Raw genomic sequence first — 26,566 nt, 5'->3', positions numbered from 1 at the left:
CGGCTTTGCGCGGTATCAGGCCTCGATGACGAGCGGCACGATCATCGGGCGGCGGCGCAGCTTCTGGTTGACCCAGCGGCCGATCGTGCGACGGATGATCTGCGAGAGCGCGTGATTGTCGCGCACGCCGTTTCGTGCGGCCTCCTCGAGGGCCGCGACGATCTTCGGCGTGATGTCGTCGAATACCGAGTCGTCCTCGGCGACGCCGCGCGCATGGATCTCGGGGCCGGAGATGATCCGCCCCGTCGAGGAGTCGACGACGACGATGACCGATACGAAGCCCTCCTCGCCGAGGATCCTTCGGTCCTTCAGATCCGCATCCGTGATGCCGCCGACGGTCGAGCCGTCGACGTACACGAAGCCGATGTCGAGCTGACCGGCGACCCTGGCCTCGCCGTCGCGCAGGTCGATGATCGTGCCGTTGCCGCCGACGATCGTGCGCTCCTCGGGGATGCCGGTGGCCTGGGCCAGCTTCGCGTTCGCGATGAGATGACGGTACTCGCCGTGCACCGGGAGCACGTTCCTCGGCTTGAGGATGTTGTAGCAGTAGATGAGCTCGCCGGCTGCGGCGTGACCGGACACGTGCACCTGCGCGTTGGCCTTGTGCACGACGTTCGCCCCGAGCTTGGTCAGCCCGTCGATCACGCGGTAGACCGCGTTCTCGTTGCCGGGGATGAGGCTCGAGGCGAGGATGACGGTGTCGCCCTCGCCGGGTTCGATCGCGTGGTCGAGGTTCGCCATGCGGCTGAGCACGGCCATCGGCTCGCCCTGCGAGCCCGTCGACATGTAGACGATCCTGTCGTCGGGCAGATCGCGGGCCTTCTTGTAGTCGATCAGCACGTTCGCCGGGACCTTGAGGTACCCCAGCTGCTCGGCGATGGTCATGTTGCGCACCATGCTGCGACCGAGGAACGCTACGCGGCGACCGTGCGCGTGGGCGGCGTCGATCACCTGCTGCACGCGGTGCACATGGCTGGAGAAGCTCGCGACGATCACACGTCGGCTCGCTTTGCCGATGACCTGTTCGAGCACCGGGCCGATCGAGCGCTCAGTGGGTGTGAACCCCGGCACGTCGGCGTTGGTCGAGTCGACGAGGAACAGGTCGACGCCCTCCTCGCCCAGACGGGCGAAGGCGCGGAGGTCGGTGATGCGGCCGTCGAGCGGCAGCTGGTCCATCTTGAAGTCGCCTGTAGCCAGCGCGAGCCCCGCAGGGGTGCGGATGGCGACGGCCAGAGCGTCGGGGATCGAGTGGTTGACCGCGACGAACTCGAGGTCGAACGGCCCGACGTTCTCGCGCTGCCCCTCGGTGACGGTGAGGGTGAACGGCTTGATGCGGTGCTCTTTGAGCTTCGCCTCGACGAGCGCGAGAGTGAGCCCGGATCCGATGAGGGGGATGTCCTGCTTCAGCCGCAGCAGGTAGGGCACGGCGCCGATGTGGTCCTCGTGGCCGTGGGTGAGCACGACGCCGACCACGTCGTCGAGGCGGTGCTTGATGGGCTCGAAGTCCGGCAGGATCAGGTCGACGCCGGGCTGGTGCTCCTCGGGGAAGAGCACGCCGCAGTCGACGATGAGGATCTTTCCCTCGTACTCGAAGGTGGTCATGTTGCGACCGACCTCGCCCAGACCGCCCAGCGGGGTGACCCGCAGCGTTCCGGGTGCGAGCGGTTCGGGTTCGGCGAGGGGGAAGGACATTCAGTCTCCTCAAGCGGGCACGTGGTGCCCGGTCGTTTCGTTCTTCAGCGCGAGGACGCGCTCATCGTGTGGTGCCGTGCACCTTGGGCAGTGCGCCGCCCGCGGCCGCGTTGCGGTCGGGACGGAAGTTCGAGAAGTCGGCGCCGGCGACATCGGAGACGAGCGCGAGCTCGTCCTCGATGAGGGCGGCCTCCCACTCCTCCGGGCCGACCAGCGGCAGGCGCACGCGCGGGCTGCTGATCCGCCCGAGTCCGTGCAGGATGTACTTCGCCGCGACCGTTCCGGGCACGTGGGTCATGGCCGCCCGCACGAGCGGCTCGAGGCGCTTGTGCTCTGCGGTGGCGGTCGCCAGGTCGCCGCGGTTCACCGCGTCGACGATGGTGCGGTACGGCGCCGAGGTGATGTTGGCGGTCACGCCGATCAGCCCGGTGGCCCCGATCGAAAGGTGCGGCAGGACGTTGGCGTCGTCGCCCGAGAAGTACATCAGGTCGGTCTGGTTGAGAACGCGGCTGACCTCGCTGAAGTCGCCCTTGGCGTCCTTCACGGCGAGGATGTTCGGGTGCTTCGCCAGGCGCAGGATCGTCTCGTACTTGATGGGCACCCCGGTGCGGCCGGGGATGTCGTAGAGGATGACCGGGAGGTCGGTCGCGTCGGCGACCAGCCGGAAGTGCGTCAGGATGCCGGCCTGGGTCGGCTTGTTGTAGTACGGCGTCACGATCATGATGCCGTCTGCGCCGGCCTTCTCGCTGGCCTTGTACAGCTCGATCGCGTGGGCGGTCTCATTGGATCCGCCGCCGGTGATGATCTTGGCCCGGCCGGCGGAGACATCCTTGCCGACCTCGACGAGGCGGATCTTCTCGTCGTCGGTGAGGGTGGAGGTCTCACCCGTGGTGCCCGTGACGACGATGCCGTCGGCGCCATCGCTGATGACGCGATCCATGTGCCGTTCGGTTGCGGGCCAGTCGACCTCGCCGTCGGCGGTCATCGGCGTCACCAGTGCGACGAGAACCTGGCCGAAGGGATTTTCCACGTGCGTCATCCTCTCAGCGTAGCGTTTCGAGGCTGCGCACCGGCACCGTGCGTCAGACGCGCCCGCGCCGGGCGACGCCGGAGGTGAGGCCGCTGGGCAGCACCCGGGAGAGGGCGACGATGGCCTTGTACCGCAGCGAGGGGATGGACACGGGGCGACCGAGCGAGGCATCCCGGAGCCCGGCGCGAACGACTCGCGGCGCATCGAGCCACAGGAACGAAGGCACCCCCTCCTCCCCTGGCGCGAGCCCCATCCGCTCGTGGAAGCTCGTGTGCGTGAAGCCGGGGCAGAGCGCCGTCACGCTGACGCCGTCCCTGCCGTACTCGGCGTTCGCCCAGCGGCTGAACCCGATCAGCCAGGACTTGCAGGCCGAGTAGGTGGAGCGGGAGATGAACCCGGCGACGGAGGCCACGTTGATGATCCGGCCGCCGCGGGCGCGCATGACCCGGATGGCGGTGTGCATGAGCCGCATCGACGCCTCCACGTGCACGCGGAGGTGGCGGACCTCGTCGTCGATGTCGTTGTCGGCGAACTGCAGCGGCAGGCCGAACCCGGCGTTGTTCACGAGCAGATCTATCGGAGCGGCGGCATCCGCGATGCGCTCGGCGACCCGCCGCACGTCGCCTTCGTCGGCGAGGTCGGCGGTGAGCACCTCGACGTGCACTCCGTGCTCGTTCCGCAGCCGCCGTGCCAGCTCGTCGAGGGCGTCGGCGCCGCGGGCCACCAGCACGAGGTCGGCCTGTCGCGCGGCGAGCTGGCGCGCGAACTCCGCGCCCAGTCCTGCGCTGGCACCGGTGATGAGTGCGGTCGGCATCAGCGCTCGTACCCGAGGAAGCGGTAGCGGATGCCCGTGCGGGAAGTCCTCCACTCCCCCTCATCGACCAGACGCCAGCCGTCGACCGGCGGAGCGTATGCGTCGCCGTCGACCTCGATGTCCAACTCTGTCACCTCGAGCCGATCGGCGTCGCCGATCACCTGCCGGAAGATCTCCGCTCCCCCGATGACCCACACCCGCTCCTGCCCGCGGACGGCCTCTTCGACGCTCGCCGCACGCCTGGCGCCTTCGGCACTCCAGTCCTGGCTGCGGGTGACGACGATGTTCTCACGGTCGGGAAGCGGGCGGAACCGCTCCGGCAGTGAATCCCACGTGCGCCGTCCCATGATGACCGGCGCCCCGAGGGTGACCGCCTTGAAGTGCGCGAGGTCCTCCGGCACATGCCAGGGCATCCCTCCTCCGGCGCCGATCACGCCGTTCTTCGCCTGGGCCCAGACCAGCCCCGCCCAGGTCATACGGCCACCGCCGCGCGGATCGCCGGGTGGTGCTGGTATCCCTCCACGACGAAGTCGTCGTAGCGGTAGTCGAGGATCGACTCCGGGGTGCGGGCGAGGGTCAGGGTCGGGTACGGGTACGGCTCTCGGGTGAGCTGTTCGCGCACCTGCTCCAGGTGATTGTCGTAGATGTGGCAGTCGCCGCCCGTCCAGACGAAGTCACCCGGCTCGAGCCCCGTCTGCTGCGCGACCATCATCGTGAGCAGCGCATACGACGCGATGTTGAAGGGCACGCCGAGGAACAGGTCGGCGCTGCGCTGATACAGCTGGCAGGAGAGCCTTCCGTCGGCGACGTAGAACTGGAACATCGCATGGCAGGGCGCCAGCGCCATGTCGGGGATGTCAGCGGGGTTCCATGCCGACACGATGAGGCGGCGCGAGTCGGGAGTCGCCCTGATCTGCTCGATAACCTGCGACAGCTGGTCGATGTGCCCGCCGTCCGGCGTCGGCCACGAGCGCCACTGCACGCCGTACACCGGGCCGAGGTCGCCCGACGCATCCGCCCATTCGTCCCAGATCGTGACGCCGTTCTCCTGCAGCCAGCGCACGTTCGAATCACCGCGCAGGAACCACAGCAGCTCGTACGCGATCGACTTGAAGTGCACCCGCTTGGTCGTGATCAGGGGGAAGCCCTGTGCGAGGTCGAAGCGGATCTGCCGGCCGAAGACGCTCGTCGTGCCCGTGCCGGTGCGGTCGTCCTTGTGCGTGCCGGATTCCAGCACATCGCGGAGCAGGTCTTCGTAGGGCGTGGGCACGGCTGCACTCATGCCAGCAACGATACGTCACCCTGTGTCACACTCGGCGGTGGCGGCGCCTTTCCGCGTAGCCTCGATCCATGCCTCTCACGACCGCTCTGATCACGGTGGGCGCACTGCTCGTCGCGACGGTCGTCGTCGGAGTCGTGTGGCGGCTCGGCGACGGCCGGCGTCGTCGCGCGACGGGCAGCGTCGACATCTCGCGTCTCGGCCTGCTGCGCGGCCGCTCCGCGCTCGTCCTGTTCAGCACCGAGACCTGCTCCCGCTGCCCGCAGGTGCGCCGGATGCTGCACGCCGTGGCCTCGGAGCGCGGAGCGATCGACGTGCACGACGTCGATCTGACCCATCGTGCCGACCTGGCTGCCGAGAACCATGTCCTCAGCACGCCCACCACCCTGCTCGTCGACGCGGATGCCAGGATCGTCGCGCGCTTCGTCGGCGTGCCCCGCCGCGACGAGATCGCCGCCGCTCTTGACGAGCTGCCCGCACGGCAGGAGACCGCATGACCGCGCCCACCGGAATCGACCCCAGAGGCCCGCGATTCGCCGCGTGGATAACCTCTCTGCTGCTCATCGTCACGACCGTCCTCGGCCTGACCGCGAGCCCGGCCGCCGTCGTGCTGGCCGTGATCGCGGCGGCTCTGTTCGTCTGGGGAGTGGTGTCGCCGACGACATCGCCATGGGCGGTGCTGTTCCGCACGGTCGTGCGCCCCAGACTCTCACCACCCGGCGAGCTGGAGGATCCACGCCCTCCGCGCTTCGCACAGGGAGTGGGTCTGGTCGTCATCGGGATCGGGCTCGTGCTGCATCTCGCCGGCGTTCCGCTCGCACTTCCCATCGCCGCAGCCGCCGCCTTCGTCGCGGCGTTCCTGAACGCCGCCTTCGGCTTCTGCCTCGGCTGCCAGATGTATCTGCTGCTGCAGCGCGCCGGCCTGGTCTGACGCGAAGACACCGCCGTCTGATCCGGCCGCTCGAACCGGTTCCGGCACGGCCCCGGCCTGGATAGGCTTGCCACGCGACGCGATCCCGCGGCGCCATGCGACGAGCGATCCCCGGAGGAACAATGACCGTCACCAGCGAAGCCGCAACCACCTGGACCGGATCCCTGATGGAGGGCTCGGGCACCGTCGCCTTCTCGAGCTCGAACCTCGGCACCTTCCCCATCGACTGGAAGGCGCGCAGCGAGGGATCCGACACGACCACCACGCCTGAGGAGCTCATCGCGGCGGCGCACGCATCGTGCTTCAGCATGGCTCTGTCGCACGCGCTGGCCGAGAACGGCACCCCGCCGGAGCGGGTGAACACCTCGGCCTCCGTCACCTTCAAGCCGGGCACCGGCATCACCGGCAGCCACCTGAACGTCAACGCGACCGTTCCGGGGCTCACCCCCGAGAAGTTCCAGGAGATCGCCGAGGGCGCCAAGACCGGCTGCCCCGTGTCGCAGGCCCTCGCCGGCATCGAGATCACCCTCGAAGCCAGCCTCGCCTGACGTCACCCGGATGTCAGGGCCGGGTGCGTGAGAGTCTGATCGCCTCGCGGATGCTGGCCCTGGCATCCTTCCGCCGTCCGGCGGCATCCTGCACCACACCCAGCCGGTAGCGCGCCCGCCAGTCCTCGGGCCCGGCCTCGACCGCCGCACCGTAGTGCGCGATGAGTGGGTCGATGTCGTCGTTCAGCAGCCGGCCGCTCGGAGTCAGCTGATCGGGCGCCTCGGGCATCCCGCCCTCGGAGTCGAGCCTCCTGCCGAGCCGGTCCGCCGCGAAGCCGAAGCTGAGCTCCCTCACCAGCGCCCACGCGCCGATCGGCGCGATCACGATCAGCGCGACGGCCATCCCTGTCGAGATCGGGGTGCCGACCCTCAGGAACATCACCGCGAGCCAGCCTGCGATGATCACGTACAGCAGCAGCGCCGCCCCCATCACCGCGACGCCGATGCGCGAGGTCACGATCGGGCCCGGATGCCGATGTCGACGAGGTTCTCAAGGCCGACGACCACCCCGCGCGCGTCGCGGGCGAACGGCACGGCGAGCCTGATGCCGGGCGCATACGCTGCCGCCGAGTCGACGGTGTCGTGCACGATCGTCAGCGACTCCCCTGGTCCTGACAGGATGGCCTCCTGCTTCGCGATCACTCCCGGACGACGCAGCGAGTGCACCGGGACGCCGGACACCTGCTGTCCGCGGGCGCGCTGATCGGCATGCGGAGCCTGGAACGGCCCCTGTGCATCGCGTGCGGCGACCATGAGCTCGGCCGTGCGCACTGCGGTTCCGCTCGGCGAGTCGATCTTTCGATCGTGATGCGCTTCGATGATCTCGGCGGAGGGGAAGAAGGGTGCCGCCGCGGCGGCGAGGGCAGAGCCCAGTGCCGAGCCGAGCGAGAAGTTGGGGATGAAGACCGCCCCGGTTCCGGCGACCTCGACCAGCGGACGCATCACAGCGATGCGCTCCTGCGACCACCCGGAGGTGCCGACGAGCACGTTGATGCCGCGTTCGACAGCTGCACGCACGACCTCGATGCTCACTGCGGGGGTCGAGGCGTCGACGACCAGGTCTGCGCCGTCGATCTCGGAGAGGTCGTTCGCCGAGCCGAGCACCGAGCGCACCTCGAAGCCGTCGAGCTGGTCGATCACCGAATGGATGATGCGTCCGAGTGAGCCTGTACCGCCGACGAGGGCGACCTGTGTCGTCATGACTCCAGTCTAGATTCGCATGCGCTGCGGCTCGGCCGTCGTGTCGCGGTCAGATGAGCGCGCCTTCGGGCAGTCCTGTACGCAGCTCCATCGGCAGATGCCCGAGGTCGTTGTGGCTCAGCAGCGTCCACGGACGCCCCTGCTTCTGCGCGATCACCGTGAGTCCGCAATGCGCCTGATTCAGCGTCATCCAACGCCAGTCGGGAGCGCCCAGCACCTCGCGCACGAACCACGAGATCACGAAGTTGTGGGTGATGAGCACCTCGTGCACGTCGCCGTTGCGCCGACGGAGGAACTCGCCGACCGCGTCTGCCATCTGAGCCGAGCCCGCCTCGATCTCGGCGTCGCTCACCGATCCGAAGAACGGCTCGTACACCGAGGGCACGTCCTCGCTCATGCCGCTGGGCACGCAGTCGAAGAGCAGAGCCGAGGGCACCGGGTCGACGGACGGCAGCCGTGCCGCGACGCTGCGGGCGGTCTCAGCCGCGCGCAGCAGGGGCGAATGCCAGACGGCGTCCAGCGGCAGTCCCGAGAGCCGGTCTGCGATCAGCTCGGCCTGGCGCTGACCTCGGGGCGAGAGGGGTCCGTCATCGACGCCGTGCTCGGCATCCTGATGTTCGCCGTGTCTGACCAGATAGATGTAGTGCGTCACTGCCCGCTCGCTTCAGCCCCGCCGACTCGGAGGGGCATCTCCAGCTTAGGTCACGGCGCGGACACGGCGACGAGGCATGACGCATTCGGCACGGACTGTGCGCTCAGTCGCCGGCCCGGGTGAGCTCGGCCACCTGAGAGCGCAGCAGCGAGACGCCCGCTCCCTGCATGAGCTCTTCGACGTGCTGCGGCGCGAACGCGTTCACGATGGGAGCGACCACCGTGCGCTGCGCGAGAAGCCAGGCGATCGACACGGCGGCGACCGGCACAGAGAGCTCGTCAGCGATCCGGTCGAGCACCCGCAGCACGCGGATGCCCCTGCGGTTCAGGTTGCCCTTCATCTGCTCGCCGCGCACACCGGTGACCGCGGACCTGCGACGGTGCTGTCCCGACAGGAACCCGTGCTCAAGCGCATGGGACGGCGTCACCGCGAGGTTCTGGGCCGCCGCCACGAGGCGCAGATCGCCTTCGAGGCCCTGACGTCGCACGAGGTTGTAGGGTTCGTCGACCACCTCGATGCGGGGGTACCCGGCGGATGCCAGGATGCGCGCCTCTACGAGCCGCTCGGGGGCGAAGCGGAACGCCCCCACCGAGTGGATCTTCCCGGCCTCTCGCAGCCATTCCACGGTCGCCAGGGTGTCCTCCAGCACGGAGCTGTCGTCCAGGGACGCGTCGAGGTACAGCACGTCGAGGCAGTCGACACCCAGGCGCGTCAGCGAGCCCTCGACGGCGCGGACGAGGTTCACCGATCCGAGGCCGGGGTTGTCGGCGTGCGAGCCGACACGCACGCTCAGAGTGATGCTGTCGCGGATGCGACGTGCTCGCAGCCACTGACCGATGATGTGCTCGCTGCGCCCGCCGGAGAATCCGTCGGCGGTGTGCACGGCGTTGCCACCGAACTCGACGTAGCGATCGAGGATGCCGCTGCTGGTGTGCTGGTCGATGCTCCAGCCGAACTCCGCGGCGCCGAGCATGAGCGGGAAGACAGAGTGGCCCGTCTCGCCGAGGGGAACGCGGATTCCCTCCCCCACGCCGGGTCCGATCACGGGGATCGGGGCGGATGGATGCGCATCGAGTCCGGGCGCAGTGCTCGACGGCGCGCCCGCCGTGCCGGCTGTCCCTGTGCCGAAGAGCTTCACATCGCCACCCCCGTAGCTCCGCACCCCCGTGCGTACTTCGAGGGTAGGCGAGCGCAGGGGCGCTTCCGGTCACGACAGGAGCACGAGGGGTCATGTTCTCGTAACGGTTCGATCACATCGGATACGAAAAGACCCGGAATCGCGGCCATGGGCACGCGATCCCGGGTCTTTCACTCACGGATGCCCGTCATCGGCATCCGATCGGGCTCACGCCTCGACGGTCTCCGCCGCGCCCTCGGCGGGCGCGTCGTCGATGACCGGCTCGAGCGACAGCTTGCCGCGGTCGTCGATCTTGGTGATGCGCACGAGCAGCTTCTGACCGACCGAGAGGACGTCGTCGACGTTCTCGACGCGCTTGCCGCCGGCGAGCTTGCGCACCTCGGTGACGTGCAGGAGGCCGTCCTTACCGGGCAGCAGCGACACGAAGGCGCCGAAGGTGGCGATCTTCACGACGGTGCCGAGGAACTGCTCGCCGACCTCCGGGTTGGTGGGGTTGGCGATCGCGTTCACCTGGGCGCGGGCGGCCTCGGCCGAGGGGCCGTCGGTCGCGCCGATGTAGACGGTGCCGTCCTCCTCGATGGAGATCTGAGCGCCGGTCTCGTCCTGGATCGCGTTGATCGTCTTGCCCTTCGGGCCGATCAGCTCGCCGATCTTGTCGACCGGGATCTGCACGCTGATGACGCGCGGCGCGGTCGGCGCCATCTCGTCGGGGGCGTCGATCGCGGCGTTCAGCACGTTGAGGATCGTCAGACGCGCGTCGCGCGCCTGGGTCAGGGCTCCTGCGAGCACCGACGACGGGATGCCGTCGAGCTTGGTGTCGAGCTGGATCGCGGTGACGAACTCGCTGGTGCCGGCGACCTTGAAGTCCATGTCGCCCAGCGCGTCCTCGGCGCCGAGGATGTCGGTCAGCGCCGCGTAGCGGGTCTCGCCGTCGACCTCGTCGGACACCAGACCCATCGCGATGCCCGCGACCGGTGCGCGCAGCGGCACGCCGGCGTTCAGCAGCGAGAGGGTCGAGGCGCAGACGGAGCCCATCGAGGTGGAGCCGTTGGACCCGAGGGCCTCCGACACCTGACGGATCGCGTAGGGGAACTCCTCGCGGGTGGGCAGCACCGGCACGAGGGCGCGCTCGGCGAGGAAGCCGTGCCCGATCTCGCGACGCTTCGGCGACCCGACACGGCCGGTCTCACCGGTCGAGTAGGGCGGGAAGTTGTAGTGGTGCATGTAGCGCTTGCTCGTGGTGGGCGACAGCGAGTCGATCTGCTGCTCCATCTTGAGCATGTTCAGCGTGGTGACGCCCATGATCTGGGTCTCTCCGCGCTGGAAGATCGCCGAGCCGTGCACGCGCGGGATGACCTGCACCTCCGCGTCGAGCGGCCGGATGTCGGCGAGACCGCGACCGTCGATGCGCACACCGTCAGTCAGGATGCGGCCGCGGACGATCGCCTTGGTGACCGACTTGTAGGCGGCGGAGAACTCGAGCGGTGCCGCTGCGGGCAGGGTGCCGGCCTCGGTGGCCTCGATCAGCTCGGCCTTGACGCGGTCCTTGATCGCGTCGTCGGCGTTCTGCCGCTCCTGCTTGTCGGCGATCTGGTACACGTCGACGAGCTCGGCGTGCGCACGCTCCTTGACGAAGGCGAAGGTCTCATCGCTGTAGGGCAGGAAGACCGGGTACACGCCCGGCTCCTTCGATGCCGTCGCCGCGAGCTCGGCCTGAGCCTTGACGAGCTGGGCGATGAACGGCTTCGCAGCCTCGAGGCCCTCGGCGACGACGTCCTCGTTGGGCTTGGTGGCGCCGGCCTTGATCAGGTTCCAGCTTCCCTCGGTCGCCTCGGCCTCGACCATCATGATCGCGACGTCCTCGGTGCCATCGGCCTTGGTCACGACGCGACCGGCGACGACGAGGTCGAACACGGCCTGCTCGACCTGCTCCACGTTCGGGAACGCGACCCACTGGTCTGCGTGCTCGCCGTGACCGGGGATGAACGCGAGGCGCACACCGGCGATCGGTCCGGAGAACGGCAGACCCGAGATCTGGGTCGAGGCCGAGGCCGCGTTGATCGCGAGCGCGTCGTAGTACTCGCCGGGGGCGATCGACAGCACGGTGATGACGATCTGGACCTCGTTGCGCAGACCGTCGACGAAGGACGGGCGCAGCGGACGGTCGATCAGACGGCACACGAGGATGGCCTCGGTCGAGGGACGGCCCTCGCGGCGGAAGAACGAGCCGGGGATCTTGCCTGCGGCGTACGAGCGCTCCTCGACGTCCACCGTCAGCGGGAAGAAGTCGAAGCCCTCGCGCGGGTGCTTGCTCGCGCTGGTGGCCGACAGGAGCATGGTCTCGTCGTCGAGGTAGGCCGCGACCGAGCCCTGAGCCTGCTGGGCGAGGCGTCCGGTCTCGAAGCGGACGGTGCGGGTGCCGAAGCGGCCGTTGTCGAGAACGGCCTCGGTGGCGGTGATTTCAGGACCTTCCAAGAGGTCTCTCCTTCTTTGTTTAGGCTCGCGCGCCCGTGTGGCGCGCGAGTTGTCGCGAAGGAGCGGATGCGGACAGATATAAGCGCGCGGGCATCCCGCGAATCTCGCCTGCGCTGGCCACCAGTAGAAGATCACCCGGCGCCGTGCGCGACGAGGAACCCACCACAGGGGACCAGCTTCTCAGCCGACCGCTCCGTACCGTGTTCAGTTGTGCGGCGCAGACTGCACCACCGTAGATCCTATCAGCCGGCGTGTCTGCGGTCGGCCCGGCTGATGCTCTCCGGCACGCCGTTGCGGTCGAGGACCACATAGTCGTCGTGCTTGGCCACGCGGCCGTCCCCCGCCGTGCGCCCTCGCAAGCGACGCCAGATCCACGGCAGCGCATGCCTGCGCCACCACAGGCCACGGGTGATCCGCTCGTGCTCATGCAGGGCGGCATCCAGCTCTCCCAGCGCCTCGGCATGCGGCACGCCGAGACGCTCGCCCACTATGTACGCGAGCAGACGGTGCCCCCGGCTGGAGAGGTGCACGAGGTCCTCCGCCCAGTTGGCCCGCGCGCCGAGTCCGGGATGACGGTCGGCGTCGACGAGGATCGCGCCCGTGCGATCCGCCACGGCGGCGAGTGCAGACGCGAACGCCGCGAAGCGACGTGCGTAGACGGCAGACGCCGCGCGGCGGGGCAGGAACGGCGTGATCAGCACCACATCCGCGCCGCTCGCGCGCAGACGTTCGACTGCCACTTCGAGCCTTGCCGCGAGGGCGTCGACGTCGGCGCGGATCAGCACGAGGTCGTTTGCCCCGACGAAGACCGATACGAGGTCGGGTTCCAACTCGAGGGCACGTTCGAGCTGCGGCCCGCACACATCGGCGACGCGACGCGAGCGCACGGCGAGGTTGGCGTAGCGGATTCCGCCGCGCGCGGCCAGCAGCAGCGCGAGACGGTCCGCCCATCCCCGTTCGGTGCCGTCGGCGGTTCGATCGCACAGGCCCTCGGTGAGGGAGTCGCCGAGGGCGATGTAGCGACTCCAGCGTCGGCCGCGCACGGGCGGAGCCGGCTCGGGGCGTCGCGCACGCCGCGCCCGCAGCGCGCCGTCGAGCGAGTGCAGCTCGGCGGCTTCGCCGTAATGGGCGAGCAGCTGGTCGCACACAGCGGCCCAGGACCGCCGCGCCACGGCATCTCGCCCCGCTCGTCCGAAGGCCTGCCGCTTGCGGGTGTCGCCTGCGAGGTCCTGCACGCGCATGCGCAGGTCGTCGAGGTCGCCCGGCCTGTACAGCCAGCCGTCGACGCCCATCCGCACCAGGTCGAGTGGCCCTCCCCGCCCTGTGGCGATCACGGGAACGCCGCTGGCGTGCGCCTCCTGCAGCGTCTGGCCGAACGTCTCGCTCTCACCCGGATGCACGAAGATGTCGAAGGACGCCATGGCGCAGGCGAGTTCGGCGCCCGACAGATGCCCGAGGAAGACGGCATCTGGCAGCACCGACTCGAGTCGCGTTCGCGATGGCCCGTCGCCGACGACGACGAGCCGCACCCCCGGCATCCCGTTGAGCGCGCGCAGATCCTCGACCTGCTTCTCGGGAGCGAGCCGGCCGACATACCCCACGATCACTTCGCCGGGTCGGCGATGCTCCCAGTTCTCGTCGCGGGCGGCGGGGTGGAAGAGCTCGGCATCCACTCCCCTCCCCCAGCGGCGCAGTCGATCGATGCCGAGGCGGGCGAGCTGATCCTCGGACTCCTTCGACGGAGCGAGGGTGAGCGTGGCGCGACGGTGCAGCCGGATGAGGTGCTGCTCGGCGAGCGCGGTCGTCATCGCGACCCCGTACCGCGCGGCGTAGGCCGCCACATCGGTCTGGTACGCGGCGACGACGGGCAGGTCGAGGCTCTCCGCGGCGAGCGCACCCCGCCACCCCAAGGCGAACGGGGACGCCAGGTGCACGACATCCGGCCTGAAACGACGCAGCGCCAGACGCACCTCCCGCGTGGACGCGACGCCCACCCGCACGTTGCGATAGCCGGGCAACGGCACCGAGGCGACGGTCTCCACGCGCGCGGCGCCGGAGCGCATCGGCGCATCAGGCGCGGCGGGTGCGATCACGTGCGCCTGGTGCCCTGAGCGTTCGAGGTGTCGAAGGATCTGCAGCACGGATCCGGTGACGCCGTTCATGTGCGGAAGGAAGGACTCGGTCACGATCGCGACTCTCACCTGGCCAGGATGGCGGGGTGGAGCACGGCCGGAGCGCCTGTCCGGGCTCCGGCGGCAAGAGTTCACCCGATGCACGGATGCCCGTCACCGGCCATCCGCCGGATGGTTGCCGTTCACCGCAGACGGCGAGACTTCGACGGTGACACCGGACACCCTGCTCGAGATGCTCACCGGCCCGTGGGGCCTTCTGGCGATGACCGTCCTGGTGTTCGGCGACGCCTTCCTCGTCGTCGTGCCAGGCGAGATCGCCGTGACGGCGATGGGCGCGGCGGCGGCATCGCAGGGGGCGCCCTCGCTCGCGGTCGTGGTCGTGCTCGCGTCTGCGGCCGCGTGGTGCGGTGATGTGTGCTGTTACATGATCGGACGCGCCGTGGGAACGGAGCGCTGGGGGTGGATGCGCACATCCCGCGTGCAGACGGCCTTCGACTGGGCGCGACGGCGGCTGGGGACGGGGACGGCGACCGTGCTCTTCAGCGCACGGTTCGTGCCGTTCGCGCGTCTGGCGGTCAATCTCGTCGCCGGGGCGTCGCGGGTAAGGACGGGTCGCTACCTCGGCCTCGCCGCTGTGGCCGCTGCGGGCTGGGCCTCGTATCAGGCGGCGATCGGTGCGGTCGTCGCGCAGATCGTGCCCGGCGGGCCGCTGGCGGCGGTCGTCGTGTCGATCGCGGTGGCGATCGGGCTCGGGATGCTGATCGATGCGCTCACGACGCGGCGCAGCCGCTCCTCACGCTCCGCCGAGCGCAGCGGCTAGGCTGGCGGGCATGAGCGAAGACAAGGCAGTCTCCTCCGAGGAGATGAAGCGCAAGTTCAAGGAAGCGCTCGAGAAGAAGAACGCGAAGAACCGGGGCGGCGAGGCGCATCTGGACGGCGATTCGGCCGTGCACGCCACGCCCGCGCCGCAGATGAAGCGCGAGTTCCGCCGCAAGAGCGGCTGACCGCGAAGAGGCGGGAACCGGTCTTCCGGTTCCCGCCTCTCACGTCGTCGCATCGATCATGGCGCCATCGAGAGAGGTGCGCCGCCCAGGTCACTCCCCGCGAGACCGCCGAGGAGATGCCCGAAGGACTTCCCCTTGCCGAGGTAGGTGTCCGGATCGAACGGGTCGGCATCCGAGACCGGCTCACGACGGGCGATCGCCTCCGCCAGTTCCTTCGCACCGCGCTCGACGCGGGCGCTCAGGGGTGCGACGTCGTCGGCGGTCGCGCCCCAGTCGCTGGATGCCGCGAACACACCGGTCGAGACGGGCTCGGCGTGCAGGTAGGTGAACAGCGGACGGATCGCGTAGTCGACCGCGAGCGAGTGACGTGCCGTGCCGGCGTTGGCCCCGATCAGGACCGGCTTGCCTGTGAGGGCATCCGGGTCCAGCACGTCGATGAACGACTTGAACAGACCCGAGTAGCTCGTCGAGAAGATCGGCGTGACCGCGATCAGCGCGTCTGCGGAGACCACCCGGTTGATCGCCTCCTCCAGAGGCGACGGCGCGAATCCGGTGAGCAGATTGTTCGTGATGTCGTGCGCGAGATCGCGCAGCTCGATCACGTCGACCTGCACGTCGATGTCGCGCTCGCGCAGCGCTTTGGCGGTCTCGGCTGCGAGGCGGTCGGCCAGCATGCGGGTGGAGGAAGGATTGGACAGGCCGGCGGAGATGACGGCGATACGGCGCTCGCTCATCTCATGCTCCCTTGCGGCCGAGGCCGAACGCCGCGCCGGCGGGAGCCGGTGCGTCCTGATAGGGCGAGCCGGCGGTCAGGTTGTCCCCGCGGTTGGCGGAGGGACGCGCCTGCCTGCTCGGTCCGTCGCCGTAGACCGCCTTCACGCGCGCGGCGTGGGTCGGGGCATCCGGAACCGTCTCCGGTCGGTTCTGCGCGAGCTCTCGGCGCAGCACGGGAACCACCTCTCCGCCCAGGATGTCGAGCTGCTCGAGGACGGTCTTCAGCGGCAGACCGGCGTGGTCGATCAGGAAGAGCTGGCGCTGGAAGTCGCCGAAGGTGTCGCGCATCGACGCGTAGCGGTCGATGACCTGCTGCGGCGACCCGACGGTCAGCGGCGTCATCTCGGCGAAGTCCTCCATGCTGGGGCCGTGCCCGTAGACGGGCGCGTTGTCGAAGTACGGTCGGAACTGCGTGACGGCGTCCTGCGAGTTGGCCGCCATGAACACCTGGCCGCCGATGCCGACGATGGCCTGCTCCGGAGTGCCGTGGCCGTAGTGCGCGAACCGCTGACGGTACAGCTCGATCAGGCGCTGATAATGCTCCTTGGGCCAGAAGATGTTGTTCGCGAAGAAGCCGTCGCCGTAGTAGGCGGCCTGTTCGGCGATCTCAGGGGTGCGGATGGATCCGTGCCAGACGAAGGGCGCGACGCCGTCGAGCGGGCGGGGCGTCGCGGTGAAGCCCTGCAGGGAGGTGCGGAACTTGCCCTCCCAGTCGACGACGTCCTCGTCCCACAGCTTGCGCAGCAGCGCGTAGTTCTCGATGGCCAGCGGCAGGCCCTGGCGGATGTCCTTGCCGAACCAGGGGTACACCGGCCCGGTGTTGCCGCGGCCGAGCATGAGATCCATGCGCCCGTCGGAGACGTGCTGCAGCATCGCGTACTCCTCGGCGATGCGCACGGGGTCGTTGGTCGTGATGAGCGTCGTGGAGGTGGACACGATGAGCCGCTCGGTGTGAGCGGCGACGTGCGCGAGGAAGGTGGTCGGGCTCGACGACCAGAACGGCGGGTTGTGGTGCTCGCCGATGGCGAAGACGTCGAGACCGACCTCTTCGGCGTGCGTGGCGATCGTGGCGGTCGCCTTGATGCGCTCGGCCTCACTCGGCGTGATGCCGGTCGTCGGGTCCTGCGTGATGTCGCTGACGGACATGATGCCGAACTGCATGGCGCTCTGCTCGTTCACTGTTCTCTCTCCGCTCCGGATGCCCGTGGGCTTCCGTTCTATTCACTTGAATGTACTTGTTGGAACGCGTGAGCCGCAACAGTATTCCCGCATATCCGCAGCCGCTAGCCTCGACGCATGAGCAGTGCCGAGCAGCATCCGCCCGTGACCGCCTCGACCGGCACCGTCGGAAGGCCCCGTCGGCGGGTCCCCTTCTGGGACAACGCCCGATTCGCGTGCATCGTGCTGGTCGTCGTCGGTCACGGCACCCAGCGGCTGATCTACGACTCGGACGTCTCCTACGCCTTCTACCTGTGGGTGTATGCGTTCCACATGCCCGCGTTCGCCATCATCTCCGGCTACTTCTCGAAGGCGGGCAGCCCGACCAGGCGGCAGATGGCACGCGTGATCACCGACATACTCGTGCCCTACGTGATCTTCGAGGGGCTGTGGAGTCTCACCAAGTGGCTGGTCGAGGGCCGCGCAGACCCGAACCTCACGCAGCCGTCGTGGACGCTGTGGTTCCTGCTCGCTCTCGGCATCTTCCGCCTCGTGCTCCCGTATCTCGCGCTGCTGCGCTGGCCGCTGGCCTGGGCTCTCGTGATCTCGATCGGCGTCGGCTACATGACGAACGTCGACAGCACGTTCTCGCTGTCGCGCACGCTGGGTCTGATGTTCTTCTTCACTCTGGGCTGGTGGCTCAGGGAGCGCGATGTCGTGCGCCGCCTGCACCTCATCGACTACCGCCCCTGGTGGGTTCGCGCACTCGCCATCGCGATCCTCGGCGCCTGGGGCCTCGCGTGCTGGCGGTGGCTCGAGGTCTGGGAGGCGATCGACCTGCGCCACTGGCTGTTCTACGACGACTCGTACGCCGACCTCGCCGGCGAGCAGTGGTGGGCAGGAGGCATCCGCCTCGGGCTGATCGCGCTCGCGGTCCTGCTCAGCGCCTGCTTCTTCGCGCTGCTCCCCCGTCGTACCCATCGGTGGACGACACTCGGGCAGTACACGATGTACGTCTACCTGCTGCACTCCTTCGTGCTGTACCCGTTCCGCGAATCCGGCGCGCTGCGCGGCCTCGACCCGACCTGGATCTGGCTTCCGCTCATCATCGTCGTCTCGATCGGCATCGCGTTCGCGCTGTCCTCCACGCCCGTGCGCACCCTCTTCCGTCCGCTGATCGAGCCGCGTCCTCGGTGGATGTTCCGTGACGCCGAACTCGCCTCCGGCGGTGATCACCGCAGCGATCCGACCGGCTCGCGGCGAAACCGCTGACACCGCGCGTCAGGCGAACAGGTCGGCTCCCACGAACGATCCCTCCGAGACGCCTGCCGGGATCGCCCACACTCCGGAGCCGACATGCCGGATGTACTCGTTCAGCAGGTCGGCCGAGAGCCGCCTCTGCAGAGCCACGAACTGCGCGGGGTCACGCTGGTACGAGAGGAAGAACAGCCCGGCATCGAGACGACCGAGCTCGTTGTTGCCGCCGACGTAGTTGAATCCCCTGCGAAGGATGCGTGTGCCGCCGTTCTCGTCAGGATGTGCCAGCCGCACGTGGCTGCGCGCGTCGAGCCCGGCGAGCTTCGGCGGTGTCATCTCGGTGCCGCCCGACAGCGGCGCCCCCTCGCCCTTGTCGCGACCGATGATCGTCTCCTGCTCGCCGAGCTGCACCCGATCCCAGGTCTCGATGAGCATCGCGATCTTGCGTGCGACGAGGTAGGACCCACCCCTCATCCACGCCGGCTGATCGCCCGCGCCGACCCAGACGTGCGCATCCAGTGCCTCGTGGTCGTCGGAGAGGATGTTGGCGGTGCCGTCTTTGAAGCCGAACAGGTTGCGCGGCGTCTGCTGAGCCGCACTGGTGCGGGAGGTCTTGCCGAAGCCGAGCTGAGACCAGCGCAGCTTGGCCCGCCCGAAGGCGATGCGACTGAGGTTGCGCACGGCATGCACCGCCACCTGCGGATCATCGGCGCACACCTGGATGCACAGATCGCCGCCGGACTGCCCGGGATCGAGGTCGTCGCCGAGGAATGCGGGCAGCGGCTGCAGTTGCGGCGGGCGCCGATCGAGAATGCCGTAGCGGTCGCCGTCCTCGTTCTCGAACAGCCTGGGGCCGAACCCGAAAGTGATCGTGAGGGCACTGGCCGGAAGCCCGAGCGCCTCACCCGTGTCGTCCGGCGGTGACTGCGCGGGGCCGCCGACCGCTCCCGTCGCACTGACCTCGAGTCCCTGCGTGAGCCGGGACGCGGCATATGTCCAGTCCTGCAGCAGCTCGACGAGATCCTCGCGACTGCTGCGCGGCATCATGTCGAACGCCGCGAAGTGCAGGTGCTCCTGCACCGGGGTGGTGATGCCGGCCTGGTGCACGCCGAAGAAGTCGTGCGGAGCGGAATCCTCGTCACGTCGGGTCGAGCCGATCGCCAGTCCTGTGCCTCCGGCGAGCAGCACGGCGGCCGCTCCGCCACTGGTCGCGAGGGCGAGCAGCCCGCGCCGGCTCAGCCCTCGGCGGGGATGCGGGGGCGGCACCTCCTGCTCCTGGTCCGACATGCGCGTGCTCCTGCGTGCGGGTCAGGCGAGAGCCGTGCCGGTCAGCTGCGAGAGCGGCTCGGCGAGAGCGTTGATCAGGTCGATGAGCTCGCGCTTGTGCGCGTCGTCGACATCCGTGAACGGCACGAACCCGGCCTCCAGCGACCCGTGCTGGGCGAGCGCGGCGTCCAGGTCGTCGTACCCCGCCTCGATCTCCTCGACGAGAGCGGCGCCGTCATCGCCCTTGCCCGCGACGTAGTCGCGCACGAGCGAGAAGGCCATCTTCGATCCCTCGACGTTGGCGGCGAAGTCGTACAGGTCGGTGTGCGACCACCAGTCCTCCTCGCCGGTGATCTTGCCGGTGGCCACTTCGTCGAGCAGAGCGACCGCCCCGTTGGAGATGCCCGCGATGCCCTGGTCGGTGAGAGCGGTGGTGAAGTCCTTCGAGTGCACGTAGTCGAACAGCTCCTGCACGTCGGCGATGAGCAGGTCGCCGAACTCGCCGCGCTGCTCCGGCGTCGACGGCGACCAGTCCTGCCAGGCCGGCGTCGCGCCGTCGGCGTTCAGGGCATCCTCCGCCGGAACCCAGAGGTCCTTCTCGATGCGGTGGAAGCCCGTCCAGTCCAGCTCTTCTGCGACGGCGTCGACCTCGCGGTAGTCGATCCGGGGGTCGAGGTCGCCGAGCGCCTCGGCCACCGGCTCGATGCGCTCGTAGAAGGCGCGCGTCAGCGGGAAGAGCTGGCGCGCCTTCTCATCGTCGCCGGCCATGTACGCGGCGACGAACTCCTCCACGGCCGGCACGAGCGCACCCACCTGGTCCTTGACGAAGGCCCCGTACAGGTCGACCGCCTGCTGCTTCTGCTCGGCGTCGGGCCCGTCGATCGCGACCTTCTCGCCGGTGACCGTGAACGATGCCCGTCCGACGCCATCCCCGATCATCCCCGGCTTGCAGACGGTGAAGTACTCGCCGGGCTGGGCGACCACGGTGAGGGTGCGGCTCGCCGAAGGGGCGATGTTCTCGACCTCGCCCACGATGCGCAGGCCGTCCTCGGCCAGCAGGTAGAACTCGGTCACCTTGTCGCCGGCGTTCTTCACGTCGAAGGTGAGCGTGCCGCTCTGCGCGGTGTCTGCCGAGACCGTGCACGCATCCGATGTCGACGACACGGCGAAGGCTGCGCCCGCGTCGGCGGGCTGCTTGGCGACGCAGCCGCTGAGGGCGAGGGCGGCGACGGTGCCCACCGAGAGAAGGCCGAGGGAACGGGCGATCAGGGTCATGCTGCTCCAGATGCAGAAGGGACGGGTTCGGGGCGTGGGCGCGTCGCGGGCTCGCGCGGAGCGCGCGGGCCGCGTGCGCTCAGCACTCCGCGGACGAAGAAGGTGCCGACGACAGCGATGTAGAGCGACCATGCGATCACCTGCAGCCAGGTCATGTGCGGCATGAAGCCGATCGTGGCCTGGAGCAGGGTCGCGAAGAACTCGCCTGGTTCGACGACGGACGAGACATCGAAGGCCCATCCGAAGGGAAAGCCGGCAAGGCCGGTGAGCACCGTGCCCGCGGGGTCGACCGGGGCCGCGGCCGTGAAGGGGCCGGGCACCACCGCCGCCTCCTGCAGGTCCATGATCGCGTAGGCGAGCACGCCGGCGGCGACGACGACGAGGAATCCACCCGTCCACAGGAAGAAGCGGCGCAGGTCGAGCCGCACAGCCCCCCGTGCGAGGAGCCAGCCGACGACCACCGCGATGGCGAGACCGATCACCGCACCGAGCAGGGCCTGGGGCGTGTCGCCGAACGACTGCACCATCGACCACAGCAGCAGCGTCGTCTCGATGCCCTCGCGCGCGACGGAGACGAAGCCGACGGCCACCAGAGCCCAGAGGCCGCCGTTGGCCAGTGCGCGATCGACGCCGCCCTGCAGACTGGACTTCATGGTGCGCCCGGCCTTCTGCATCCAGAAGATCATCCAGGTGACCATGCCGACGGCGAGGAGCGAGAGCGAGCCTCCGATGATCTCCTGCGCCTCGGTGGTGAGGGCGTAGGCGCCGAAGGTGAGGACGGCGCCTATACCGAGGGCGAGCAGCACCGCCAGGGTGATGCCGGCCCACATGCGACCGAGCACGTCGGCGCGACCGAGGCGACGGATGTACGCGACGAGGATGCCGACGACGAGGGCCGCTTCGAGGCCTTCACGGAGGCCGATGAGCAGGGCTGCGAGCACAGGTGGGCGGCTTTCCGACTGACGGGTTAGTAAGGGATGCCTTACCTCAGAAGATTAGCACCTCGCGTCGCGGATGCCATCTCACATCCGGCCATGCGCGGTAAGAGTAGGCAACATTCCACCACTGCGGCGCGCGCTCGCCTACCGTCGTCCCATGACCGACCTGACCCTGCCGATCCTCGACCTGTCCCAGCTCGACGCCGGAGCCGAGCAGGCCGCGCGCTTCTGCGCCGACCTGCGTGCTGCGACGCGCGACGTGGGCTTCTTCTACCTCACCGGCACCGGCGTCTCGGCCGAGCTCACCGAGCGCCTGCATCGCGCGGCCAGGCAGTTCTTCGCGCTGCCGGAGGAGCACAAGCTCGCGATCGAGAATGTGAGGAGTCCGCACTTCCGCGGGTACACCCGCATCGGCGGCGAGCGCACCAAGGGCGAGGTCGACTGGCGCGAGCAGATCGACATCGGCCCCGAGCGGGATGCCGTAGAAGGCGGTCCCGCGTTCAACCGCCTCATCGGCCCGAACCTGTGGCCAGACGCGCAGCCCGAGCTGCGCGAGGTGGTCGCCGAATGGCACGCCGCACTCTCCGCCGTGGCGCGGCGCCTGCTGCGGGCCTGGGCGCTCTCGCTCGGCGCGGAGGAGTCCTACTTCGACGACCACTTCGGCGAGCCGTCGACGCTCATCAAGATCGTCCGATACCCCGGCACGCACGACCCGCTCCCGCAGCAGGGCGTCGGCGCGCACAAGGACAGCGGCGTGCTCACCCTGCTCTGGGTCCAGCCGGGACGCGGCGGCCTGCAGGTCGAGCGCGACGGCGAGTGGGTCGATGCACCGCCCGTCGACGACGCCTTCGTGGTCAACATCGGCGAGCTGCTCGAATACGCGACCAACGGCTACCTGAGAGCCACCAATCACCGTGTCGTGTCGCCACTCGCCCCGCACGACCGGCTCTCGATCCCGTTCTTCTTCAACCCCGCGCTCGACACCCAGCTCCCGCTGATCGAGCTTCCCGCTGAACTCGCCGCCGAGGCCAGGGGCGTCACACAGGACCCGTCGAACCCGATCCACAGTCTCTACGGCGAGAACGCTCTGAAGTCGCGTCTGCGTGCGCACCCCGACGTCGCGGCTATCCACCATGCCGACCTCGTGGGGGCGCCGGCCTGACCCGGACATGACGAGAGCCGCCCCTCCCCACGCCTTCTCAATTCATCGCATTCGCGATGTATTGAGCCTCTGGCGTGTGGGCCCGGTGGGCGGCTCTCCAAGAATGTTCTGCGCGATTGAACGCTGGTCGATTACCGACGCAGACCGAGACGCTCGATGAGCGAGCGGTAGCGGTTGATGTCGACGTCCTGCAGGTAGCCCAGCAGGCGACGGCGCTGACCGACGAGCAGGAACAGGCCACGACGCGAGTGGTGGTCGTGCTTGTGCTCCTTGAGGTGCTCGGTGAGGTCCTTGATGCGCTGCGTCAGCATTGCGACCTGCACCTCGGGGGATCCGGTGTCACCGGGGTGCGTCGCGTACTCTTCGATGATCGCCTTCTTGACGTCTGCTTCCAGTGCCATAGATTCGATCCCCTCTCTGCTTGTTGCGCGGTGCCCGACGCCGAATGCGTGGGCTCTCTTTATCCGCGGCCGATCAAACGGCAACCTGAACAGCTTACCAGCATCCGAAACGACGAACGCACACCGATAGCCTCGATGGGTGCAGTTCTCCCGCGCCCATCTGATCGACCTCACCCCGCTGCGGACCAGCCCGGCCTTCGCTCGCATGTGGATCGGCTCGACCCTCGCCGGCATCGGCGGTCAGCTGACCATCGTGACGGTGATGCTGCACGTCTTCGAGCTGACGGGCAGCACCTTCGCCGTCTCGATGATCGCCGTCGCCGGGCTCGTGCCGATGATCCTCGCAGGCCTGTACGGCGGCATGCTGGCCGACGCGTTCGACCGGCGCCGCGTCGCGCTGATCGCAGCCACCGTCGCCTTCACCGCCACCCTCCTGCTGACCGCGCTGACGTGGACGGGCACCGAGACGATCTGGTGGCTGTACGGGCTGAGCATGATCATCGCGGCGGCGAACTCGGTGGGCATGGCCACCCGCACCGCCATCGTCCCCCGGCTGATCCCGCTGAGCCAGCTCGCCGCCGCCTCGGCACTGAACGGCGTGGCGTTCGGGCTCACGGTGATGGTGGGACCAGCGGTGGCAGGGATGCTGGTGGCGCTCACCGGCTTCGGATGGACCTACACGATCGACATCGTGCTGATGCTCTGCATGTTCCTCGGCCTCTGGACCCTGCCTGCGCTGCTGCCCGAGGGGACGATCGTGAGACCGGGCCTCGCATCCCTCGTCGACGGATGGCGCTTTCTGCGACGGGCCGGAAACATCCGCGCGCAGTATCTGCTCGACATCGCCGCGATGACCTTCGGCAATCCGCTCGCCCTCTACCCCGCACTCGGCACTGTGCTGCTCGGCGGCGGGGCGGTCACCACGGGGCTGCTCACCGCGTCTGTGGCGGTCGGCACGTTCACCTCGAGTCTGTTCTCGGGCAGGATCGTGCAGTACCGCTGGCATGGCGTCGGCATCGCGAGGGCCGTGCAGGCGTACGGCGCCGCCATCGCCCTGTTCGGCGCGGTCGTGCTCATCGGCGTCTTCCTGCCTCCGGCGACGGAGCAGTCGCCCGATGTCCCCCTCATCGTGCTCGCCTGCGTCGCGCTGGCCGTGTCGGGGGCCGCTGACAACATCAGCTCGATCTACCGCAACACGATGATGCAGGCAGCCGTGCCCGATGCGATGCGCGGACGCCTGCAGGGCGTGTTCATCATCGTCGTCGCGGGCGGCCCTCGTCTCGGAGCGCTGTATGCGGGCGCTCTGGCCACGATCACCAGCCTGTGGTTCCCGCCGCTGCTCGGCGGGCTGCTGGTGATCGGCGCCGCCGCGATGATCGCGCGACTGACCCCTCGCTTCCGCGCCTACGATGCACTGAGCCCGGAGGCCTGAGCCGCGGCGCGCGACTCGGCCCCCGGGCTCGGGGATGACCGGCTCAGGCCTGCAGGGCACCCTGCAGGTCGAGGTTGATCGTGATCTCCTTGCCGACGAGCACACCGCCGGTCTCGAGAGCGGCATTCCAGGTCAGGCCGAAGTCCTCACGGTTGATGACGGTCTTCGCCGATGCGCCCGCCTTGTAGTTGCCCCACGGGTCTGCCCCGAAGCCGCCGAAGTCGAACTCGAAGCTGACCGGCTTCGTGATGCCGCGGATGGTGAGGTCGCCGTCGACGTAGAAGTCGCCGCCCTCGACGCGGGCGCCGGTCGAGACGAACTCCATGGTCGGGAAGTTCTCGACGTCGAAGAAGTCCGCCGAGCGCAGGTGGGTGTCGCGGCCCTCGTCGTTGGTGTCGACGGAGGTGACGTCGACGCTTGCCTCGACCTTCGCCTCGAGCGGGTTCTCGGGAGCGATCAGCGTGGCGTTCTTGATGCCGAAGGAGCCGCGCACCTTCGAGATCATCATGTGGCGCACGCTGAAGGTGACCTCGCTGTGGCTGGGGTCCAGGACCCAGGTGCCGGGGCGGTAGCCGGGGATCTCGATCGACATGTGTGTGTTCTCCTTGACGTTCACGGGTGCGCTCTCGCGCCGTACCGAGGATAACTTACATTCATACGCATGTATTCCCAGGTATTCCGATGAAATGAAGAACCCCTGTCCGCCGAAGCGGACAGGGGTTCTTCGTGTCGCGGATGGGTTCAGCCGACAGCGACCAGATCGATGATGAAGATCAGGGTCTTGCCCGATAGGAAGTGCCCGGCGCCTGCCGGCCCGTACGCCAGGTGCGGCGGGATCACGAGCTCGCGGCGACCGCCGACCTTCATGCCGGGAATGCCGTCCTGCCAGCCCTGGATCAGGCCGCGCAGCGGGAACTGGATGGTCTCGCCTCGACCCCACGACGAGTCGAACTCCTCGCCGGAGTCGTGCTCGACGCCCGCGTAGTGCACGGTGACGGTGTCGCCGGGCTTGGCCTCGGCCCCATCGCCCTCGATGATGTCGCGGATGACGAGCTGTGAGGGAGCGGGTCCGGTGGGAGCGTCGAACTCGGGCTTCGTGCGTTCAGTCATGGCTCCATCCAACCCCGCCGCGACGGCCGGGGTCAATGCCGCACGTCCGCTGTGCGCGTAACCCGCCGACACGGGCGCCGCGCGTCAGTCGCGATCGGCGACGTCGCGGGAGAGGCGCTGGGAGACCCAGACCGGGATGAAGGATGCCAGGATCACCACCGTCGCGACGACGTTCACGACGTTCGCCTCATTGGGGCGAGCCATCTGATTCATGATCCACAGCGGGAGCGTGTCGACCCCGGGCGGCGCTGTGAAGATCGTCACGTACACCTCGTCGAAGCTGAGCGCGAAGGCGAGGATCGCGCCGGCCACCAGTGCGCTGCGGAACTGCGGGAAGGTGACCATGCGGAACGTCTGCCACGGCGTCGCGCCGAGATCCTGAGACGCCTCCTCGAGGCTGGGGTTCATGCGCCGCAGACGCGCCAGCACGTTGTTGAACACCATCACGATGCAGAAGGTGCCGTGCGCGATGATCATCCCCCAGAACCCGACTTGGATGCCGATCGGCTCGAGCATCTGGTTGTAGGTGTTGTTCAGGGCGACACCGGTGACGATGCCGGGGAGGGCGATCGGCAGCACGACGAGCAGATTCACGGCGCGCTGGCCGAAGAAGCGGTGACGCTGCAGGGCGAAGGCGACGAGCGTGCCGAGCACGAGGGCGATGACCGTGGCACCGGCGGCAACGAGCACCGAGTTGAGCAGCGCATCGCGCACGGGCTGACTGGTGAAGGCCCGCCCCCACCACTCGAGACTCAGGCCGCCGATGGGCCAGCTGGCGATACGGGCGGAGTTGAACGAGTTCATGACGACGAGCATGAGCGGGATATACATGAACGCGAGGATGATCGCGACGATGACCCCGAGCACGATCTTGGAGGGGCGCGACAGTCTCAGCATG

Annotated in this window: 28 protein-coding genes; 8 read left to right on the top strand and 20 right to left on the bottom strand. The window is 68.8% G+C overall.

The window, feature by feature from the left end; all coding sequences use genetic code 11:
• Positions 1-15: 15 nt before the first annotated feature.
• From FVO59_RS12705 to FVO59_RS12685, 5 genes are all read right to left on the bottom strand, one after another.
• Complete coding sequence (locus tag FVO59_RS12705; protein ID WP_182252958.1) at positions 16-1,692, bottom strand: ribonuclease J; 1,677 nt, start codon at positions 1,690-1,692, stop codon at positions 16-18.
• A 61-nt stretch (positions 1,693-1,753) separates the two neighbouring features.
• Positions 1,754-2,731: a 4-hydroxy-tetrahydrodipicolinate synthase gene (dapA, locus tag FVO59_RS12700; RefSeq protein WP_182252957.1), complete on the bottom strand. Its 978-nt coding sequence runs from the start codon at positions 2,729-2,731 to the stop codon at positions 1,754-1,756.
• A gap of 43 nt (positions 2,732-2,774) precedes the next feature.
• Complete coding sequence (locus tag FVO59_RS12695; RefSeq protein WP_182252956.1) at positions 2,775-3,536, bottom strand: SDR family NAD(P)-dependent oxidoreductase; 762 nt, start codon at positions 3,534-3,536, stop codon at positions 2,775-2,777.
• Positions 3,536-4,012 carry a dihydrofolate reductase gene (locus FVO59_RS12690; protein WP_182252955.1) on the bottom strand — a complete coding sequence of 159 codons (477 nt, stop codon included), beginning with the start codon at positions 4,010-4,012 and terminating at the stop codon, positions 3,536-3,538. Before FVO59_RS12690 ends, FVO59_RS12695 begins: the two co-directional genes overlap by 1 nt.
• Positions 4,009-4,818, bottom strand: a complete 810-nt coding sequence (locus tag FVO59_RS12685) for a thymidylate synthase (protein WP_182252954.1) — start codon at positions 4,816-4,818, stop codon at positions 4,009-4,011. Before FVO59_RS12685 ends, FVO59_RS12690 begins: the two co-directional genes overlap by 4 nt.
• Before the next feature lie 68 nt (positions 4,819-4,886).
• Between FVO59_RS12685 and FVO59_RS12680 the strand changes: the two genes are divergently transcribed.
• From FVO59_RS12680 to FVO59_RS12670, 3 genes are all read left to right on the top strand, one after another.
• Positions 4,887-5,312: a thioredoxin family protein gene (locus tag FVO59_RS12680; protein WP_182252953.1), complete on the top strand. Its 426-nt coding sequence runs from the start codon at positions 4,887-4,889 to the stop codon at positions 5,310-5,312.
• The gene (locus tag FVO59_RS12675) at positions 5,309-5,746 is read left to right on the top strand and encodes a DUF4395 domain-containing protein (RefSeq protein ID WP_182252952.1); all 438 of its coding nucleotides are present in this window, start codon (positions 5,309-5,311) and stop codon (positions 5,744-5,746) included. The genes FVO59_RS12680 and FVO59_RS12675 overlap by 4 nt, the downstream gene beginning before the upstream one ends.
• Before the next feature lie 122 nt (positions 5,747-5,868).
• Positions 5,869-6,294: an OsmC family peroxiredoxin gene (locus tag FVO59_RS12670; RefSeq protein WP_182252951.1), complete on the top strand. Its 426-nt coding sequence runs from the start codon at positions 5,869-5,871 to the stop codon at positions 6,292-6,294.
• Between the two features lie 13 nt (positions 6,295-6,307).
• Here the strand turns inward: FVO59_RS12670 and FVO59_RS12665 are convergent, their stop codons facing one another.
• From FVO59_RS12665 to FVO59_RS12640, 6 genes are all read right to left on the bottom strand, one after another.
• The gene (locus tag FVO59_RS12665; protein WP_259363234.1) at positions 6,308-6,751 is read right to left on the bottom strand and encodes a hypothetical protein; all 444 of its coding nucleotides are present in this window, start codon (positions 6,749-6,751) and stop codon (positions 6,308-6,310) included.
• On the bottom strand, positions 6,748-7,494 hold the full coding sequence (gene dapB, locus FVO59_RS12660; protein ID WP_182252950.1) for a 4-hydroxy-tetrahydrodipicolinate reductase: 747 nt from the start codon (positions 7,492-7,494) through the stop codon (positions 6,748-6,750). The genes FVO59_RS12665 and dapB overlap by 4 nt, the downstream gene beginning before the upstream one ends.
• A 49-nt stretch (positions 7,495-7,543) precedes the next feature.
• Entirely contained in the window at positions 7,544-8,146 is a 603-nt protein-coding gene (locus FVO59_RS12655) for a histidine phosphatase family protein (RefSeq protein ID WP_182252949.1), read from the bottom strand.
• A 103-nt stretch (positions 8,147-8,249) separates the two neighbouring features.
• Positions 8,250-9,284 carry an aldo/keto reductase gene (locus FVO59_RS12650; protein ID WP_259363233.1) on the bottom strand — a complete coding sequence of 345 codons (1,035 nt, stop codon included), beginning with the start codon at positions 9,282-9,284 and terminating at the stop codon, positions 8,250-8,252.
• Between the two features lie 207 nt (positions 9,285-9,491).
• The gene (locus FVO59_RS12645; protein ID WP_182252948.1) at positions 9,492-11,759 is read right to left on the bottom strand and encodes a polyribonucleotide nucleotidyltransferase; all 2,268 of its coding nucleotides are present in this window, start codon (positions 11,757-11,759) and stop codon (positions 9,492-9,494) included.
• A 242-nt stretch (positions 11,760-12,001) separates the two neighbouring features.
• Positions 12,002-13,945: a GDSL-type esterase/lipase family protein gene (locus FVO59_RS12640; RefSeq protein WP_259363232.1), complete on the bottom strand. Its 1,944-nt coding sequence runs from the start codon at positions 13,943-13,945 to the stop codon at positions 12,002-12,004.
• A gap of 154 nt (positions 13,946-14,099) precedes the next feature.
• On the opposite strand from FVO59_RS12640, the gene FVO59_RS12635 reads away from it, so the two are divergent.
• Both FVO59_RS12635 and FVO59_RS12630 read left to right on the top strand, forming a co-directional pair.
• Positions 14,100-14,711, top strand: coding sequence for a DedA family protein (locus FVO59_RS12635; protein WP_259363231.1), 612 nt, complete (start codon positions 14,100-14,102; stop codon positions 14,709-14,711).
• Between the two features lie 10 nt (positions 14,712-14,721).
• Positions 14,722-14,895: a DUF5302 domain-containing protein gene (locus FVO59_RS12630; RefSeq protein ID WP_182252947.1), complete on the top strand. Its 174-nt coding sequence runs from the start codon at positions 14,722-14,724 to the stop codon at positions 14,893-14,895.
• A gap of 56 nt (positions 14,896-14,951) precedes the next feature.
• On the opposite strand, the gene FVO59_RS12625 is transcribed toward FVO59_RS12630, so the two are convergent.
• A complete protein-coding gene (locus FVO59_RS12625; protein WP_182252946.1) occupies positions 14,952-15,629 on the bottom strand; it encodes an FMN reductase in 678 nt (225 codons plus the stop codon).
• A 1-nt stretch (position 15,630) separates the two neighbouring features.
• Positions 15,631-16,830, bottom strand: coding sequence for a CE1758 family FMN-dependent luciferase-like monooxygenase (locus FVO59_RS12620; RefSeq protein ID WP_182256806.1), 1,200 nt, complete (start codon positions 16,828-16,830; stop codon positions 15,631-15,633).
• Positions 16,831-16,965: 135 nt separating this feature from the next.
• Between FVO59_RS12620 and FVO59_RS12615 the strand changes: the two genes are divergently transcribed.
• A complete protein-coding gene (locus tag FVO59_RS12615; protein WP_182252945.1) occupies positions 16,966-18,099 on the top strand; it encodes an acyltransferase family protein in 1,134 nt (377 codons plus the stop codon).
• Positions 18,100-18,108: 9 nt separating this feature from the next.
• Here FVO59_RS12615 and efeB read toward each other — a convergent pair whose 3' ends face one another.
• From efeB to efeU, 3 genes are read right to left on the bottom strand one after another with little or no spacing between them, the layout of a single operon-like run.
• A complete protein-coding gene (efeB, locus tag FVO59_RS12610; protein WP_182252944.1) occupies positions 18,109-19,371 on the bottom strand; it encodes an iron uptake transporter deferrochelatase/peroxidase subunit in 1,263 nt (420 codons plus the stop codon).
• 21 nt (positions 19,372-19,392) lie between these two features.
• A complete protein-coding gene (efeO, locus tag FVO59_RS12605) occupies positions 19,393-20,625 on the bottom strand; it encodes an iron uptake system protein EfeO (protein ID WP_182252943.1) in 1,233 nt (410 codons plus the stop codon).
• A complete protein-coding gene (gene efeU, locus FVO59_RS12600; RefSeq protein WP_182252942.1) occupies positions 20,622-21,566 on the bottom strand; it encodes an iron uptake transporter permease EfeU in 945 nt (314 codons plus the stop codon). Before efeU ends, efeO begins: the two co-directional genes overlap by 4 nt.
• Positions 21,567-21,720: 154 nt before the next feature.
• On the opposite strand from efeU, the gene FVO59_RS12595 reads away from it, so the two are divergent.
• Positions 21,721-22,725 (top strand): isopenicillin N synthase family dioxygenase, encoded by a 1,005-nt coding sequence (locus FVO59_RS12595; RefSeq protein ID WP_182252941.1) that lies wholly within the window; start codon positions 21,721-21,723, stop codon positions 22,723-22,725.
• Positions 22,726-22,856: 131 nt separating this feature from the next.
• Here FVO59_RS12595 and rpsO read toward each other — a convergent pair whose 3' ends face one another.
• A complete protein-coding gene (gene rpsO / locus FVO59_RS12590; protein ID WP_018187174.1) occupies positions 22,857-23,126 on the bottom strand; it encodes a 30S ribosomal protein S15 in 270 nt (89 codons plus the stop codon).
• Between the two features lie 205 nt (positions 23,127-23,331).
• Between rpsO and FVO59_RS12585 the strand changes: the two genes are divergently transcribed.
• The gene (locus tag FVO59_RS12585) at positions 23,332-24,558 is read left to right on the top strand and encodes an MFS transporter (RefSeq protein ID WP_182256804.1); all 1,227 of its coding nucleotides are present in this window, start codon (positions 23,332-23,334) and stop codon (positions 24,556-24,558) included.
• Positions 24,559-24,601: 43 nt separating this feature from the next.
• On the opposite strand, the gene FVO59_RS12580 is transcribed toward FVO59_RS12585, so the two are convergent.
• The 3 genes from FVO59_RS12580 to FVO59_RS12570 all read right to left on the bottom strand — a co-directional run bounded on the left by FVO59_RS12580 (position 24,602) and on the right by FVO59_RS12570 (position 26,565).
• Positions 24,602-25,150, bottom strand: coding sequence for a YceI family protein (locus FVO59_RS12580; protein ID WP_182252940.1), 549 nt, complete (start codon positions 25,148-25,150; stop codon positions 24,602-24,604).
• A 149-nt stretch (positions 25,151-25,299) separates the two neighbouring features.
• The gene (locus FVO59_RS12575) at positions 25,300-25,668 is read right to left on the bottom strand and encodes an FKBP-type peptidyl-prolyl cis-trans isomerase (protein ID WP_182252939.1); all 369 of its coding nucleotides are present in this window, start codon (positions 25,666-25,668) and stop codon (positions 25,300-25,302) included.
• A gap of 84 nt (positions 25,669-25,752) precedes the next feature.
• Complete coding sequence (locus FVO59_RS12570) at positions 25,753-26,565, bottom strand: ABC transporter permease (protein ID WP_182252938.1); 813 nt, start codon at positions 26,563-26,565, stop codon at positions 25,753-25,755.
• Position 26,566: the final 1 nt, after the last annotated feature.

Origin of the sequence: Microbacterium esteraromaticum (genome assembly GCF_014084045.1) — a bacterium.
Taxonomy (GTDB): domain Bacteria; phylum Actinomycetota; class Actinomycetes; order Actinomycetales; family Microbacteriaceae; genus Microbacterium; species Microbacterium esteraromaticum_D.
This window is presented reverse-complemented; position numbering and strand designations above follow the sequence as displayed.